Source organism: Streptomyces sp. NBC_01116 (assembly GCF_041435495.1).
GTDB lineage: Bacteria > Actinomycetota > Actinomycetes > Streptomycetales > Streptomycetaceae > Streptomyces.
This window is the reverse complement of the sequence record NZ_CP108644.1, coordinates 1,615,847-1,631,574: the sequence shown is the minus strand read 5'-3', so window position 1 is coordinate 1,631,574 and position 15,728 is coordinate 1,615,847. Positions and strand designations below refer to the sequence as shown.

Here is a 15,728-nt window from a genome sequence, read left to right as displayed (position 1 = left end):
GTCAACCGAGGTGAGATGTACGGCTCACAGTGTGGACAGGCTTGACAACTCCCGCCGCACGCCGCTTATCTCGGAGGCGGACCGGCGCTGAGGGGCCCGGCCCATGTGTGGTTTCCGGTGTGAAGGCACGCCCCGTGTTCGATCTGAGCATCCACGGAGCTCCCGCATGCCCCCGCAGACCGTCTCGCTGCCCCCTCCCTCCTCACGGCCGCTCGTCAAGGACGACGTCGACGCGGTCCCGCGCATCGTTCCCGTACGCCGAACAGGCCGCTGGACAGCGGCTGTCGCCGTCCTCGTGCTGCTCGCGCTGGCGCTGAACTCGGTCGTCCGCAACGACGCGTTCCAGTGGGACGTCGTGCTCTCCTACTTCGCCACCGTCCCCGTCCTGCGCGGACTCTGGCTCACCCTCTGGCTCACCGCGGTGGTCGTGGTGCTCGGCTTCGTGCTGGGAGCGGTCCTCGCGGTCCTGCGCCTCTCCGGCAACCCCGTTCTCCAGGCGGTCGGTTGGGGATACGTCTGGCTCTTCCGGTCCACCCCGATCCTGGTCCAGCTGCTGTTCTGGTTCAACATCGGCGCCCTGTACCCGCAGATCCTCGGCGTCTCCACGGTCAGCCTCCTCGGCCCGGTCACCATCGCCGTCATCGGACTGACCCTCCACGAGGCCGCGTACGCCGCCGAGGTGGTGCGCGGCGGGATCCTCTCCGTCGAGCGCGGCCAGGTGGAGGCAGCGCAGTCCCTCGGGCTCGGCCCCTGGCGGCGGTTCCGGCGCATCGTGCTGCCGCAGGCGATGCGGTCCATCGTGCCGCCGGCCGGGAACATGCTGATCGGCACGCTCAAGGGCACCTCCATCGTCAGCATCATCGCCGTGCAGGACCTGCTGTACTCCGTCCAGCTCGTCTACCACCGCACCTACCAGGTCATCCCGCTGCTGCTCGTCGCCACGCTCTGGTACGCGATCGTCACCACGCTGCTGAGCATCGGCCAGCGCTATGTGGAGCGGTACTACGCCCGTGGCACAGCGGGTGCGCGATGACCTCCGCACCCAGCGTCGTGGTGATCGGCGGCGGCCCCCGCGGCACCGGCGTCATCGAGCGCATCGCCGCCAACGCCGGTGAGCTGTACGGGAACCAGCGCCTGGACATCCATCTGGTCGACCCCTACCCGGCGGGCGGCGGACGGATCTGGCGGCCCGACCAGTCGCCGCTGCTGTGGATGAACTCCATGGCCGAGGACGTCACCATGTTCACCGACGAGACGGTGGAGCTGGCCGGGCCCGTCGTGGCGGGCCCGGCCCTGGACGCCTGGGCCGAGGAGGTCCGCGCGGGCCGGGTCGTCCCGGACGCGGATCCGGCCGTCCTGGCCGAGATACACGGCCTCGCCGGAGCGGACTTCCCCACCCGGCGCCTCCAGAGCGCCTATCTGCGCTGGACCTACGACCGCGCCCTGGCCGCTCTGCCGCCCGGCATCACCGTGCACGAGCACCGCACCACCGCCCTGGCCGTCACCGGCCCCCGCGGCGGCCGTCAGCGCGTCCGGCTCCAGGACCGCGCCGAACCCCTCACCGCCGATCTCGTCGTCCTGACCGTGGGCCACCTCGACGCCGAGGAGGAGCCCGAGCAGGAGCGGCTCGGCGCCTTCGCCCGGCGGCACGACCTGGTCCATCTGCCGCCCGACTTCACCGCCGACAGCGATCTCGACGCCCTGCGCCCCGGGGAGGCGGTCATCGTCCGGGGCTTCGGGCTCGCCTTCATCGATCTGATGGTCCTGCTCACCGAAGGGCGCGGCGGGCGCCACGAGAACGGGGTCTACCTGCCGTCGGGCCGTGAGCCCGTGCTGTACGTCGGATCGCGGCGCGGCGTCCCGTACCACGCGAAGATCGGCTACGGCTGGACCGGCGAACGCCCGCCGCTGCCGCTCCACGCGGGGCAGGCGTGGACCGAGGAGCTGCTGAGCAGGCCGGGACCGCTCGACTTCCGCCGCGATGTCTGGCCCGTGGTCGCGAAGGAGCTGGGCCACGCCCACTACCACCGGCTGTTCACCGCCCACCCCGAGCGCACCGCCCTGGCCCACGAGGTCTTCGCCGAGAAGTACGCCGCCGCCGACCCGGGCAGCCCCGAACTGGCCGGGATCGTCGCCGGGGCCGTGCCCGACCCTGCCGACCGGCTCGACCTGGACGCCCTGGACCGGCCCCTGGAAGGCATCCGCCACGCCTCGCCCGAGGCGCTCCAGGAAGCGCTGCGCGCCTACATCACCGCCGACCTGACCCGTCGTCACGACCCGGGGCGCAGCGAGGATCTCGCGGTCTTCCTCGGGCTGCTCTCCGCCTACGCCCAGCTCGTCCGGCTCGGCGACATCGGCGACTGGTGGCACGGGTTCTTCAGCTACCTGGCCTCCGGGCCGCCGGGACCGCGCCTCCACCAGCTCCTGGCCCTCTCCCGGGCCGGCGTCGTCCGCTTCCTCGGCGCCGGCCTGACCGTGGAGACCGACGAGGAGCACGGTGTCTTCCGGGCCACCGGCACCACCGTCCCCGGGGCGCACACCGAGGCCCGCGCCCTGGTCGAGGCCCGCCTCCCCGACCCTTCGCTCCAGCACACCGCGAGCCCCCTGCTGCGCTCCCTGCGCGACGACGGGGCCGCCGTCACCGACACCGGGCTGCTCTCCGTGGACCCGGCCGACAGCCGGGTGCTGGACGGCGCCGGCCGCCCGCACCCGCGCCGCTTCGCGCTGGGCCCTTTCACCACCGCCCGCAGCAGCGGCGCGTTCACCCGGCCCCGTACCGGCGGCCCCGCCTTCCGGCAGAACGACGCCGCCGCGCGCGCCGCGCTCACGTTCCTTCGCGACCTCTCCTGTCGCGGCCGCCTCGCCTCCTGACCGGCCGCCCGCACCCCTTCCCGTACCACCGCCGCCTCCGCGCCCAAGGACTCCACTCATGTCGCTGACCAGCGATCCACCCATCGATCCATCCGCCGGGACCCCCGACGGTCCACCCGCTCCGAAAGTCGCCGACCCCGGCACCGACCACGGAGAGCTGACGGTCGTCCCGGCCCGCCACCCCTGGCGCTGGGTCGCCGTCGCCGTGACCGCCGTCCTGATCGCCCAGTTCGTCAACGGGCTGGTCACCAACCCCGGCTGGGAGTGGGACGTCTTCGCGCAGTTCTTCGCCGCTCCGGTCATCCTCAAGGCGGTCTGGCTCACCCTCCAACTGACCTTCTACGGCACGGTCCTCGGCTTCGCGCTCGGCATCGTGCTGGCGTTCATGCGGCTGTCGGCCAGTCCGTTCCTGAGGACGGTCGCGTACGGCTACATCTGGGCGTTCCGCTCGATCCCGCTCATCGTGCAACTGCTGTTCTGGTTCAACCTCGCCTACCTCTACAAGGAGTTGCAGTTCGGCATCCCGTTCGGGCCGGGCCTCTTCACCTTCGACACGATGAACCTGGTCGGCGCGGTCAGCGCGGCCGTCCTGGGCCTCGCGCTGCACCAGGCGGCGTACGCGGCGGAGATCGTGCGCGGCGGCGTACTGGCCGTCGGCGGAGGCCAGTTGGAGGCCGCCTCCGCCCTCGGCATCCCCAAGCTCCGGCAGCTGCGGCGGATCGTGCTCCCGCAGGCGATGCGCTCCATCCTGCCCAACGCGGCCAACGAGATCATCTCGCTGTTCAAGGGCACCTCGATCGTCTCCGTCATGGCGATCGGCGAGCTCTTCTACCAGGTCCAGGTCGTCTACGGCCGCAGCGGCCGGGTCGTCCCGCTGCTGATGGTCGCCACCGCCTGGTACATCCTCCTGACCACCGCCCTCTCGATCGTCCAGTACTACGTCGAACGTCACTACGCCAAGGGGGCCGTGCGATGAGCGCACCCAGCGATGCCATGGTCGAGATCCGCTCCGTGCACAAGAGCTTCGGCTCCCTGGAGGTGCTGCGCGGCATCGACCTCTCGGTGCGGCCCGGCGAGGTCACCGTCGTCCTCGGCCCCTCCGGCTCCGGCAAGTCCACCCTGCTGCGCACCATCAACCACCTGGAGAAGGTCGACCAGGGCTGGATCAGCGTGGACGGCACCCTGGTCGGCTACCGCAGGGACGGCGACAAGCTCTACGAGCTGCGCGAGCGCGAGGTGCTGCGCCAGCGCACCAAGATCGGCTTCGTCTTCCAGAACTTCAACCTCTTCCCGCACCTCACCGTGCTGGAGAACATCATCGAGGCGCCCGTCTCCGCGCTGCGCCGCCCCCGCAAGGAGGCCGTCGCGGCGGCGGAGAAGCTGCTGGAGCGGGTCGGACTCGCCGAGAAGGCGGCGGCCTACCCCGGACAGCTCTCCGGCGGCCAGCAGCAGCGCGTCGCCATCGCCCGCGCCCTGGCGCTGGAGCCCAAGCTCCTGCTCTTCGACGAGCCGACGTCCGCACTGGACCCGGAACTCGTCGGCGAGGTCCTCGACGTCATCAAGGACCTGGCGCACGGCGGCACCACGATGATCGTCGTCACCCATGAGATCGGCTTCGCCCGCGAGGTCGCCGACACCGTCGTCTTCATGGACGAGGGCCGCATCGTCGAGCAGGGCCCGCCCGCCGACCTGCTGGACCGCCCCACCCAGGAGCGCACCCGGGCGTTCCTCTCCAAGGTTCTCTGACACAACCCCCATGCATCGCTCATCCGCAAGGAGTACGCAGGTGTCCATCCGCCGCAGCATCACCGCCGCCCTCGCCACACTCACCGCCATCGGACTGCTCACCGCCTGCGGCGACCCCGACGTCTCCGCCGACGTGGCGGCGTCCAAGGACAAGAAGGACACCGGGATCAACACCAGCCCCGACCAGGACCGCCTCAGGGGCAAGAAGGCCGACGCCGTCGCCGCACTCGTCCCCGAGGCGATCCGCGAGCGCGGCACGCTGAGGTTCGGGGCCAGCGCGGACGCCGTGCCGCCGCTCGGCTTCTACGCCACCGACGACAAGACCCGGATCGGTTCCGAGATCGACATCGCCACCCTCGTCGCCGACACCCTCGGTCTGAAGCCGGAGTTCGAGCAGGTCTCCTGGGAGAACCTCTTCGTCGGCCTGGACAGCTCCAAGTTCGACGGGGTCCTCTCCAACGTCACCGTGACCGAGGAGCGCAAGGAGAAGTACGACTTCGCCACCTACCGGCTCGACAACATCGCCTTCGAGGCGAAGAAGGGCTCCGGCTGGAAGGTGAAGGGCCCCGCCGACGTCGCCGGCAAGACGATCTCGGTCTCCTCCGGCACCAACCAGGAGAAGATCCTCGTCGAGTGGAGCGAGGAGAACGTCAAGGCCGGGCGCGAGCCCGTGGAGATCAAGTACTTCCAGAAGGAGAACGACTACTACCTCCCCCTCCAGTCGGGCCGCATCGACGCCCACCTCGGCCCGAGCCCGTCCGCCGCCTACCACGTGGCGACGTCCGGCCAGAGCGAGATCGCCGGACAGATCTCCGGAGCCGGCGGCGGCCTCCAGGGCAAGATCGCCGCCACCACCAAGAAGGGCAGTGGCCTGGTCGAGGCGTACGCCGCCGCGATCGACCACATCGTCGAGGACGGCTCGTACGCCAAGGTCCTGGAGCGCTGGGGGCTCAGCGGCGAGGCCGTGGAGAAGTCGGAGATCAACCCGCCCGGCCTGCCGAAGACGAAGAGCTGACGCCGGGGCCCACCGGGCCCGCCACCCCGGCCGCGCGCCCCGTCCGGCGTGCGGCCGGGGAGCGGCAGGGGCAACGGTGAACGGCCTCGCGCAGCCCCGACCGACCGTCGACCCGAGAGGTCCCCGCATGTCCGCACGTACATCCCTCCACCTGGCCGCCGAGATCGGCGGCCCGCCGCACTACGACGCCGGGCACTACCTCCGGCTCGCCCGGCTCGCCGAGGACGGCGCGCTCGACTACGTCACCCTCGGCGACTCGTTCGCCCGCCCCGGACTCGACGCGCTCGCCGTCCTGGCCCGCGTCGCGCCCGCCACCGACCGCATCGGCCTCGTCCCGACCGTCACCACCACCCACACCGAGCCCTTCCACGTCTCCTCCGCCGTCGCCACCCTGGACTGGGTGAGCCGGGGCCGCGCCGGCTGGAGCGCGGACGTCTCCACCACCGAGGCGGAGGCACGGCTCTTCGGCAGACGCACCGCGGCACCGCCCGCCGCCCTGTGGCAGGAGGCCGGGGAAGTGGCCGACGTCTCCGGGCGGCTGTGGGACAGCTGGGAGGACGACGCCGAGATCAGGGACACCGCCACCGGCCGCTTCATCGACCGGGACAAACTGCACTACGTCGACTTCGAGGGCGCCACCTTCTCCGTACGGGGCCCCGCCATCGTGCCGCGCCCGCCGCAGGGCCGTCCCGTCACCGTCATCGACGCCACCACCGGCCCGGCCCGCGAGGCGGCCGCCCGGCACGCCGACGTCGTCCACATCCGGGCCACCACACCCGAGCAGGCGGCCGCCGTCCGCGACGAGGTGCGGGCCAAGGCAGCCGCCCACGGGCGCGACCCCGGGGCACTGCGGGTCCTGGTCGCCCTCACCGTCGACCTCGGCGACATGGAGACCGCGCCGGAACCCGGTCTGGAGAGCGGGCCGCGGCTCGCCGGGCGCGGCACCTACTTCCGGGGCGGCCCGGTCGACCTCGCCGACCTCATCGCCCAGTGGCACCGGGCGGGCGCGGCCGACGGCTTCCACCTCACGCCCATCACTCCCGAACGCGACCTCGAAAGGATCGTCAACGGCACCGTGGCCCTCCTCCAGCACCGCAGCCTCTTCCGCACCTTCCATCCCGGCGGCACCCTGCGCGAACACCTGGGGCTCGTGCGTCCCGCGAGCCGCTACGCCGCCGCCAGGGCCGTCGCGAAGGAGGTCTGACCGTGCCCCGTCCGATGCACCTCGCCGCCCATTTCCCCGGCGTCAACAACACCACCGTGTGGGCCGATCCCCGCTCCCGCAGCCAGATCGACTTCTCCTCCTTCGAGCAGCTGGCGAGGACGGCCGAGCGTGGGAAGTTCGACTTCTTCTTCCTCGCCGAAGGGCTGCGGCTGCGCGAGCACAACGGCCGCGTCCACGACCTCGACGTGGTCGGCCGGCCCGAGTCGCTGACCGTGCTGAACGCGCTGGCCGCCGTCACCGACCGGCTCGGCCTCGCCGCCACCGTCAACGCCACCTTCAACGAGCCCTACGAACTCGCCCGCCGGCTCGCCACCCTCGACCACCTCAGCGCGGGCCGGGCCGCCTGGAACGTGGTGACCTCGTCCGACGCCTTCACCGGGGAGAACTTCCGCCGGGGCGGCTATCTGGACCGGGCCGACCGGTACACCCGGGCCGCCGAGTTCGTCGCCACCGCCCGCGAGCTGTGGGACTCCTGGACGCCCGACGGCACGTCACGGCCCTTCGCCCACGAGGGGCCGCAGTTCGCGATCTCCGGGGAGTTCACCGTCCCGCGCCCGCCGCAGGGCCACCCGGTGGTCATCCAGGCCGGGGACTCCGACGAGGGCCGGGAGTTCGCCGCCTCGGCCGCCGACGTCATCTTCACCCGGCACGGCACCCTGGAGGCGGGCCGCGACTTCTACGCCGACGTCAAGGCGCGGCTCGCGGCGTACGGCAGGGAGCCCGGCGACCTGAAGATCATGCCGGGCGTCACCGTGGTGACCGGCGACACCGACGCCGAGGCCCAGGAGCGCGCCGCCGGGATCCGCCGGCAGCAGGTCTCGCCGCAGAACGCGATCCTCACCGCCGAGCAGATCTGGGGCACCGACCTCTCCGCGTACGACCCCGACGGGCCGCTCCCCGCCATCGACCCCGTCCCCGACTCCGAGATCACCCAGGGCCGGGTCCGGCACGGCGACCCCTTCGCGATCGTCGCCCGCTGGCGCGCGATCTCCGAGGCCAAGGGGCTGTCCCTGAGGCAGACGGTCATCGAGACGACCACCCGGCAGTCGTTCATCGGCTCGCCCCGGACCGTCGCGGCGGAGCTGACCGCGTTCGTCGACGAACGGGCCGCCGACGGTTTCATCCTCGTACCCCATCTCACCCCGAGCGGCCTGGACGACTTCGTCGACCGGGTCGTCCCGCTCCTCCAGGAGAGCGGAGCATTCCGCACCGAATACACCGGCTCCACCCTGCGGTCGCACCTCGGCCTGCCGGAGCCGGTATGGAAAGGTTGACCGCATGAGCACGGACGCACAGCAGCAGGAGCAGGGCGGCGGGCCGGACGCCGCACAGGACTGGCAGCGGTGGCACGAAGGGCGCGTCGTCGCCGTCGCCGCCCCGTACGGCCCTCTCTCCCTGACCGGAACCCACTGGCTCTCCGACTACCCGGAAGGGCGAATTCCGGCCGTGCCGGGGCACTGGCGCGAGAGGGGCGACGAGGTGGTCCTCACGGCCGCCGCCGAGGACGGCCTCGTGGTCGACGGCAAGCCGCTGACCGGCGAGGTCGTGCTCGGCGCGGACCGCGGACCGATCGACGACTCCCGGGTGGCGCAGGGGGATCGGCGGCTCGTGGTGCTCCGCCGCGAAGGGCTGTGGGCGGTACGGGACTTCGACCCGGGATCACCGGCCCGGCACGCCTTCTCGACCATCGAGGCCACCCCGTACGACCCCCGCTGGGCACTGCCGGGGACCTTCCGTCCCTACGGTGGGGACCGGACCGTTCAGGTGGCCAACGCGGACGGGGTCGAGCGCGGTCTCGGGCTCGGCGGGGAGATCGCCTTCACGGTCGACGGCGACGAGCACACGCTTCAGGTCGCGGTCGAACCCGACGGGTCGCTGTGGGCCGTCTTCTCCGACGCGACCAGCGGGAACGGCAGCTACCGCTTCCGTTTCCTGCGGCCCGGCGCGCCCGCCGCCGACGGCAGCGTCAGCGTCGACCTCAACCGCGCGCTGCTGCCGCCGTGCGCCTTCGCCGATCACTTCATCTGCCCCTTCCCGCCCCCGGGCAACACGCTTCCCGTGGCGGTCCCTGCGGGGGAGCGGAACCGGATCGACGCCTGACCCGCGCAAGGCGCCTCCGGCCCCGGCAGCCCCACGGCTCCCGGGGCCGGAGGCGTGTGTGACCCACGTGGCCGAAAGGCATTCTTGCGCCCCCTGTCCGGCCGCCTCGATACTCCGGGCAGCGATTGTCAGGGGCACGGCAACTCCGGAATCCGGACAGGCCCCCGACTGCGCCTCACGGGCCCGCCACCCCACAGGAGGGCCCCCGATTCCCCTCGGAGGAACCCGACGTGAGGATCAAGCGCACCAGCAACCGCTCGAACACGGCGAGACGCGTCCGTACCACGGCCGTACTCGCGGGGCTCGCCGCCGTCGCGGCGATGGCCATTCCCACCGCGAACGCCGAAGCCCCCCGGACGTTCAGTGCCAACCAGCTGACCGCGGCGAGCGACGCCGTGCTCGGCGCCGACATCGCGGGCACCGCCTGGAACATCGACCCGCAGTCCAAGCGCCTCGTCGTCACCGTCGACAGCACGGTGTCGAAGGCGGAGATCAACCAGATCAAGAAGTCGGCGGGAGCCAACGCCGACGCGCTGCGCATCGAGCGCACCCCCGGCAAGTTCACCAAGCTGATCTCCGGCGGCGACGCGATCTACTCCAGCACCGGACGCTGTTCCCTCGGCTTCAACGTCCGCAGCGGCAGCACCTACTACTTCCTGACCGCGGGCCACTGCACGGACGGCGCGACCACCTGGTGGTCGAACTCGGCCCGCACCACCGTGCTCGGCACGACCTCCGGGTCGAGCTTCCCGAACAACGACTACGGCATCGTGCGCTACACCAACACCACCATCCCCAAGGACGGCACCGTCGGCGGCCAGGACATCACCAGCGCCGCCAACGCCACCAACGGCATGGCCGTCACCCGCCGCGGCTCCACCACCGGCACCCACAGCGGTTCGGTCACCGGACTCAACGCCACCGTCAACTACGGGGGCGGCGACGTCGTCTACGGCATGATCCGCACCAACGTGTGCGCCGAGCCCGGCGACTCCGGCGGCCCGCTCTACTCCGGCACCCGGGCGATCGGTCTCACCTCCGGCGGCAGCGGCAACTGCTCCTCCGGCGGAACGACCTTCTTCCAGCCGGTCACCGAGGCGCTGAGCGCGTACGGCGTCAGCGTCTACTGACCGGTCCCACACCGGCCGGTGACGGAACCGTCCGTACATACGTGCCCCCGTCCGGAATTCCGGACGGGGGCTCCCGTTCGCCGGGGAGCTCTTGAGAGGATGTCGCCACGACGGGTCGCCGCTACGGGGCGACGGGGGCGGAGCGACGGGGCGGGCGCGCCCTCCGCCGTGCTCCGCTGGCAAAGGGGGTAGCAGATCCGTGCATCGCATCGGAGTGACCGGTCACCGCTCCATCCCCGCCGAGGCCGAGGCCCATGTGCTCGCGGGGCTGCGGGCCGCCCTGTGCGGACTCGACGGCACGACGCACGCACTCTCCAGCCTGGCGGTCGGCGCCGACCAGCTCTTCGCCGACCTCGCCCTCGCCTGCGGAGCCGAACTGACCGCCGTGATCCCCAGCGGCGACTACGAGGACTGTTTCGAGAACGCCGTCGACCTCGCCCGCTACCGGACGCTCAAGGGGCGCGCGGTGCGGGAGGTCCGGCTCGACTTCCCGCACTCCACCGACGAGGCGTACTACGCGGCGGGCGCCTACATCGCCGACCACTGCGACCGGCTGCTCGCGGTCTGGGACGGCCTCCCGGCGCGGGGCCTCGGCGGCACGGGCGACATCGTGACGTACGCCCGCGCCCTGGGCCGCCCCGTCACCGTGATCTGGCGCGACGGAGTGCTGCGCGGCTGACCGGAGGCGTTCGCCGAACGGTCCGTACGGGAGGCGCTCACGGAACGGTCCGTACGGGAGGACGGCGCTCACCGAACGGTCCGTACGGGAGGCGCTCACCGAACAGGCTGTACGGAGGGGCTTCCGGCCCCGTGCGGCGGCCTCTCCGGCTCACACGCGGTGTCTGACCAGCCAGTCGGTGTGCTCGGGCGACACGATCCGCTCGGTCTCGAACACCGCCGCCGGCCAGTGCCGCTCGGTGAGGGTGGTCTCCATGGCGGCCTGCATCGACTCCAGGTCCTTCTCCACCAGCGAGTGCGCCGAGATCAGCGGATGGTGCCGGCGCATCTCGTTCCAGGTGAGACAGGCCGCCGCCGCAGCGGAGAACGCCCCGGTCAGCCCGAACGAGCGCCCCACTCCGAAGGTCTGGAACACGCTCAGGGCCAGCGCCGGGAGCGTCAGCGCGACGATGGCGCCCGACCACAGGACCGCCCCGCGCCGGGAGGCCTGCTGACGTCTGCGGTACCAGCGCCGCTGTTCGATGAGCCGGTCCCGTACGTACGTCTCCTTGCGGACCGTGTAGGCCTTGTTCCGTAACGCGCGCATGGACTCCGTGATGAGGCCGCCGGAATCCGGCAGTTCCTCGCGCGGGTCGGCCCAGCCCACTTTCCGCAACTCCTGGAGGCCGTCCTCCAGACGATTGGCGAACAGCGCCTCCGGGTGCTCGGACGAGCTGTCGAACGGTGCGCCGTGCACCGCGTAGCGCCAGCAGTTGGACTTGATGAACTCGGCCGCGGAGCGGTTCAGTTGCCAGTGCGACTTTGCTTTGCGGTGGGAGGCGAGGAAGGTCGCGAAGAGCACGCCCAGGTAGGCCAGGACCGCGGCGCCGTACAGGGCGCGGGCCGCCGGGCCGTCCTCGGTGTGCCACGGCAGCGCCGCGGGCACCGTGCCCGCCACGAGCAGCGCGAGCTGCGCCCGGGTGGTGTTCACGGCCTCGCGCTGGCGGGCCACGGCGACCGCGTCCGTGTGGTGGAACAGCGCCGGCAGGTCATCGTTCCTGAAGACCATGGATCTCAGCGGCTCAGGCAACGCCGTCATGGACGCCTCCGTCTGCAGTTGTCGTATGACCCGGCCGGTCGTGGCGCCTGCCCCGCCCGGGGCCACGAGAGTAAGGGGGAGCGCCGGGGGCGACAAGACCGTCCCGGCTCCCCGGGGGGCCGCCACGACGGGGTTCGGCCACTTCCGTGCGGACGTTCTTCCTCGGTCGGCGCGGCTGTGGCAAGGTTGGTCAACTGCACGGTGCAGCAGGTGAGTTGTGGCCCTCTTCGACGGGTGCGATCACCTCCGGGCGAGGGAGGGGCCATCGAGGGGAACGGGGGCGGAGGGGCGGACGACGCTGTGCCGCTCCAGGACGGCCAGCGCCGGATCCGCCGCAGCCCGCTGCTCTTCACCGCTCCGCTGGCGCTGCTCGCCGTCCTGGTCCTGATCCTGTTGTGGGAGGCCGTGCGGGCCAATGTCGCGCCCGGCTCCCGGGACGACTGGCCCTGGCGCCTGCGACTGCTGGACACGGAGGCGCTCGGGAGCCTGCTGGCCGTGGCGGCCGGCGCCGTCCTGGCCCGGGCGCAGTACGCCCGTACGGTCCATCCCTACCTCGGCTCGCGCGGCTCCTGGCGCAAGGGGCTCCTCGCCGAGGGGGAGCCCGCGTGGCGCGTGGGGATACTGAACGGCGGCCAGCACGTCGCCGTCGTCGAGAGCTGGGAGTGCCGCGTGGTGCTGCGCGGCGGGTCCGGTGGGGCGGGCGCGCCCTGGGTAGCGGTCCCGGACGTCGTGTCCACCCTGGCGGCGGCCGGCCTCTCGGTGGGGCGGGACTACCAGCTCATCGACTTCGGGGCGGGCTTTCCGCTGGTCGGCACGGGGAACTACGACACGGTGCCGGTCGGGGTGTTCTCGCAGCGGTGCGTCGAGCTGGTCGACGCGCTCCACATCCGGGTGCGGGTCACGGACGTCGTGGGCGACAGCCACGAACGCGTCCTGGACTGTGTGCGCGGCGCCCGCGCCGGACACAGCGTCCCCGGCGAGGGACCGGTGAACGAGTGAACGGCCGCACCGCTGGAGCCTCCCGGCGGGGGGCGCGCGACTCGCGTGCGCGGCACGTCCGTGGGCGGTTCCGCCGCCGGCGGGACGCCTCCCACCGGCACCGGCCGGCGGCGGGGAAGGCGCCTCCTCGGCCCGCCGGTCGTGCGGCGGTTTCCCCGCCCACCCGGGCGGCCGAACGGATGGCGTGTTTCAATTTTTACAACACAGATGATGAAGGCCCTCCGCCGGCAGGTGAAGGGGTCCCCGCGGTAGTAAAGTTCGCGTGCCGGGCCGTGTGATGACACGCAATCCGGCGGCGTTTCAATGTCCGGAAACAGACCCCTTCAGGATCCCCCTAGGACGGCCGTGAAGACCTACGGAAACACCCCCGCCTTCGCTCCCGCGAAGACCCGCGCAACCCTCGCGGCGACCGACGTCCGCAGCGCCGAAGCCGCCAGGAAGCTCAGCCGCGTCTCCGGTGCGGCAACGGCCCGGCCGACCCGGATTTCCACTTTCAGTTCGGCTCTCTGAGCAGGCGTCAGCAGTGACTAGAATGGCGGAATGACAGGACCCCTGGTCCCCTTCCGCGAATTCGTTCTGAAAGTGCACAGCAGATGTGATCTTGCCTGTGACCACTGCTATGTCTATGAACACGCAGATCAGAGCTGGTCGACCCGCCCGAGGACCATCTCCGACGAGGCGATTTCCTGGACTGCCCGGCGCCTGGCCGAGCATGCGAGGACTCATGCGCTTCCCTCCGTCGCGGTGATCCTGCACGGCGGGGAACCGCTCCTGGCGGGGCCCGCGCGACTACGACGGGTCTGCGAGGAGCTCGGCTCGGCTCTGAACGGCATCGCTGAGCTGGACCTCAGGATCCATACCAACGGCGTCCAGCTCAGCCCCCGTTACCTCGACCTGTTCGACGAGTTCCACGTCCGGGTCGGGATCTCGCTCGACGGGGACCGCGCGGCCAACGACCGCCACCGCCTGTTCGCCAACGGACGCAGCAGCCACCCGATGGTGATGCGAGCGGTCGGACTGCTCCGCGAGGAGCGCTACCGCCATCTGGACCTCGGCCTGCTCTGCACGGTCGACATCCACAACGATCCGACGGCCGTGCACGACGCTCTCGCCGCGCTCGAACCCCCGCTCGTCGACTTCCTGCTGCCGCACGCCACCTGGGACGAACCGCCGCCACGCCCGGACGGCTCGCCCACCGCGTACGCCGAATGGCTCCTGACGGTCTTCGACCGCTGGAGCGACCAGGGCCGTCCCATGCCGGTCCGGATGTTCGCCTCGGTGCTCTCCAGCCTCAACGGCGGCCCCAGCCTCACCGAGTCCCTCGGTCTGGCCCCCACCGACCTCGTCGTCATCGAGACCGACGGGACGCTGGAACAGGTCGACTCGCTCAAGAGCGCCTACGAGGGCGCCGCCACCACCGGGTTCGACGTCTTCCACAACACCTTCGACGAGGTCGCGGCCCACCCCGGCGTCCGGGCGCGGCAGCTCGGGCTGGCCGGAGTCGGCGAGACGTGCCGTCGCTGCCCCGTCGTGCGCTCGTGCGGCGGCGGGCTCTACACCCACCGGTACCGCTCCGGCGGCGGCCCGGGCGGCGGGTTCGACAACCCGTCCGTCTACTGCGCCGACCTCGCCGCCCTGATCCGGGGCATCGAGGAGCGTACGGCCGCGACCACCGAGTCACCCGCCGTCCGGGCGCCGGACGAACTGCTCGCCGCCCACCTGGACCTGACGCGCACCCTGCTCGCGGTCCTCCACGACACCCTCGACGGGCGGGGCGGAGACCTCTGGGACGAGGCCTGGCGGCTCGCGGCGGCGGTGGAGGCGGACCCCCCGGGCGCCGAGGCGCTCGACGAGGTGCTCGCCCACCCCTACACCCGCACCTGGCTGCTCGGCGCCCTGGAGGACGTCGAAGCGGGCCGCGGCATGACGGGGCCGGCCGCCGAACGGCTCGGCGCCACCGTGGCCGCCGCCGCCGTCCGTGCCGGACTCGACCTGCCCGTGCCGGTGGCGTACCGGAACGGAAGCCTGCACCTGCCCACCCTCGGCACCGTGGTCCTCGGCTCCCCGGAGGAGCGGGGAACGGCGGTGGTGCGTGCCGGGGGCGACGGATTCCTCGTCCGCCGCCAGGAGGACCCGCCGGGCGCGGAGCAGCGCGTCGCGCGCGAGGACCCCGAGGGCCCGCACTGGCGTCCCGTGCGCGTCCTGCGGCAGGCACCGGCCCCCGGCCTCCTGCTGGACGACCTCGACCCCTTCCGTGACTGCTTCGGCGCTCCCCCGGCCGACCGCCTCGAAGCGGAGGAGGCGGCCGCCTGGGCGCACCGGATCGGCGACGCCTGGTCGCTGCTGGCCGACGCCGTGCCCGACCAGGCCGCCGAGGCGGCCCGGACGCTCACCACGGTGACCCCGCTGGCCGGCGGCGCGGCCGAACCCGGGCGCCACGGGCCCGGCGCGCTCGGCGTCGGGGCGACGGCCGGGGCGAACGAGCTGGCCCTCGGCCTGCTGAGCGGATTCCGGCGGGCGAAACTGCGGGCGCTCGGTGAAGTGACGGATCTTTACGCCTTGGACGGTACCTGGGAACATCGAACGCCTTGGGGGAACGAACACGTGACGTTCTCCCGCCTGCTGGCCGAGACATTCGAACGGGCGGGGCTCGGACTATACGACCCCCGCTTCCTCACGGGTGTTCCGGAAGCCCTCGACAAGATCGAAAACGCGGCGGAGGTGACGGTCGACGGTAAACAGCTGATCTCCGCTGTCCGCAAGGAGATCAGCGGAACACGGAGCGCGGCCGAGAAAAATCGCGGCAGGAGCTTCCCGCCGTCCGGTCAGGCGCCGAACGTCCTTTCCTCTGACCAGAAAGTGACGTTCGAATGACCGAACGGCAGG

At 72.0% G+C, this 15,728-nt stretch carries 13 protein-coding genes; 12 read left to right on the top strand and 1 reads right to left on the bottom strand.

Annotated elements, in window-relative coordinates; genetic code table 11:
* The first annotated feature begins 166 nt into the window (after positions 1–166).
* The 10 genes from OG245_RS06995 (at position 167) to OG245_RS06950 (ending at position 10,766) form a co-directional block, all read left to right on the top strand.
* Positions 167–1,033 carry an amino acid ABC transporter permease gene (locus OG245_RS06995; protein ID WP_371622671.1) on the top strand — a complete coding sequence of 289 codons (867 nt, stop codon included), beginning with the start codon at positions 167–169 and terminating at the stop codon, positions 1,031–1,033.
* Complete coding sequence (locus OG245_RS06990) at positions 1,030–2,871, top strand: FAD/NAD(P)-binding protein (protein ID WP_371622670.1); 1,842 nt, start codon at positions 1,030–1,032, stop codon at positions 2,869–2,871. Before OG245_RS06995 ends, OG245_RS06990 begins: the two co-directional genes overlap by 4 nt.
* 58 nt (positions 2,872–2,929) lie before the next feature.
* Complete coding sequence (locus OG245_RS06985; RefSeq protein ID WP_371622669.1) at positions 2,930–3,847, top strand: amino acid ABC transporter permease; 918 nt, start codon at positions 2,930–2,932, stop codon at positions 3,845–3,847.
* A 17-nt stretch (positions 3,848–3,864) separates the two neighbouring features.
* Positions 3,865–4,617, top strand: coding sequence for an amino acid ABC transporter ATP-binding protein (locus tag OG245_RS06980; RefSeq protein ID WP_371627826.1), 753 nt, complete (start codon positions 3,865–3,867; stop codon positions 4,615–4,617).
* Positions 4,618–4,657: 40 nt separating this feature from the next.
* Entirely contained in the window at positions 4,658–5,632 is a 975-nt protein-coding gene (locus OG245_RS06975; RefSeq protein ID WP_371622668.1) for an ABC transporter substrate-binding protein, read from the top strand.
* 127 nt (positions 5,633–5,759) lie between these two features.
* Entirely contained in the window at positions 5,760–6,836 is a 1,077-nt protein-coding gene (locus OG245_RS06970; protein ID WP_371622667.1) for an LLM class flavin-dependent oxidoreductase, read from the top strand.
* 14 nt (positions 6,837–6,850) lie between these two features.
* Complete coding sequence (locus OG245_RS06965; RefSeq protein WP_371627825.1) at positions 6,851–8,131, top strand: NtaA/DmoA family FMN-dependent monooxygenase; 1,281 nt, start codon at positions 6,851–6,853, stop codon at positions 8,129–8,131.
* Positions 8,132–8,135: 4 nt separating this feature from the next.
* The gene (locus tag OG245_RS06960) at positions 8,136–8,957 is read left to right on the top strand and encodes a DUF1684 domain-containing protein (RefSeq protein ID WP_371622666.1); all 822 of its coding nucleotides are present in this window, start codon (positions 8,136–8,138) and stop codon (positions 8,955–8,957) included.
* Positions 8,958–9,187: 230 nt separating this feature from the next.
* Entirely contained in the window at positions 9,188–10,087 is a 900-nt protein-coding gene (locus OG245_RS06955; protein ID WP_371622665.1) for a S1 family peptidase, read from the top strand.
* 199 nt (positions 10,088–10,286) lie between these two features.
* Positions 10,287–10,766 carry a hypothetical protein gene (locus tag OG245_RS06950; RefSeq protein ID WP_371622664.1) on the top strand — a complete coding sequence of 160 codons (480 nt, stop codon included), beginning with the start codon at positions 10,287–10,289 and terminating at the stop codon, positions 10,764–10,766.
* A 150-nt stretch (positions 10,767–10,916) separates the two neighbouring features.
* On the opposite strand, the gene OG245_RS06945 is transcribed toward OG245_RS06950, so the two are convergent.
* On the bottom strand, positions 10,917–11,843 hold the full coding sequence (locus OG245_RS06945; RefSeq protein ID WP_371622663.1) for a DUF4231 domain-containing protein: 927 nt from the start codon (positions 11,841–11,843) through the stop codon (positions 10,917–10,919).
* Positions 11,844–12,143: 300 nt separating this feature from the next.
* Here OG245_RS06945 and OG245_RS06940 point away from each other — a divergent pair, with 300 nt between their 5' ends.
* Both OG245_RS06940 and fxsB read left to right on the top strand, forming a co-directional pair.
* A complete protein-coding gene (locus OG245_RS06940) occupies positions 12,144–12,842 on the top strand; it encodes a hypothetical protein (protein ID WP_371622662.1) in 699 nt (232 codons plus the stop codon).
* Positions 12,843–13,382: 540 nt separating this feature from the next.
* Positions 13,383–15,716, top strand: a complete 2,334-nt coding sequence (gene fxsB / locus OG245_RS06935) for a radical SAM/SPASM protein FxsB, inactivated metallohydrolase extension form (protein WP_371622661.1) — start codon at positions 13,383–13,385, stop codon at positions 15,714–15,716.
* The last annotated feature ends 12 nt before the right edge of the window (positions 15,717–15,728 follow it).

Bases quoted from the DNA above. Each gene is read 5' to 3' on its own strand.
- OG245_RS06990 (WP_371622670.1), top strand. From the start codon at position 1,030: ATGACCTCCGCACCCAGCGTCGTGGTGATCGGCGGCGGCCCCCGCGGC.
- OG245_RS06945 (WP_371622663.1), bottom strand. From the start codon at position 11,843: ATGACGGCGTTGCCTGAGCCGCTGAGATCCATGGTCTTCAGGAACGAT.
- OG245_RS06980 (WP_371627826.1), top strand. From the start codon at position 3,865: ATGGTCGAGATCCGCTCCGTGCACAAGAGCTTCGGCTCCCTGGAGGTG.
- OG245_RS06995 (WP_371622671.1), top strand. From the start codon at position 167: ATGCCCCCGCAGACCGTCTCGCTGCCCCCTCCCTCCTCACGGCCGCTC.
- OG245_RS06965 (WP_371627825.1), top strand. From the start codon at position 6,851: ATGCACCTCGCCGCCCATTTCCCCGGCGTCAACAACACCACCGTGTGG.
- OG245_RS06985 (WP_371622669.1), top strand. From the start codon at position 2,930: ATGTCGCTGACCAGCGATCCACCCATCGATCCATCCGCCGGGACCCCC.
- OG245_RS06970 (WP_371622667.1), top strand. From the start codon at position 5,760: ATGTCCGCACGTACATCCCTCCACCTGGCCGCCGAGATCGGCGGCCCG.
- OG245_RS06960 (WP_371622666.1), top strand. From the start codon at position 8,136: ATGAGCACGGACGCACAGCAGCAGGAGCAGGGCGGCGGGCCGGACGCC.
- fxsB (WP_371622661.1), top strand. From the start codon at position 13,383: ATGACAGGACCCCTGGTCCCCTTCCGCGAATTCGTTCTGAAAGTGCAC.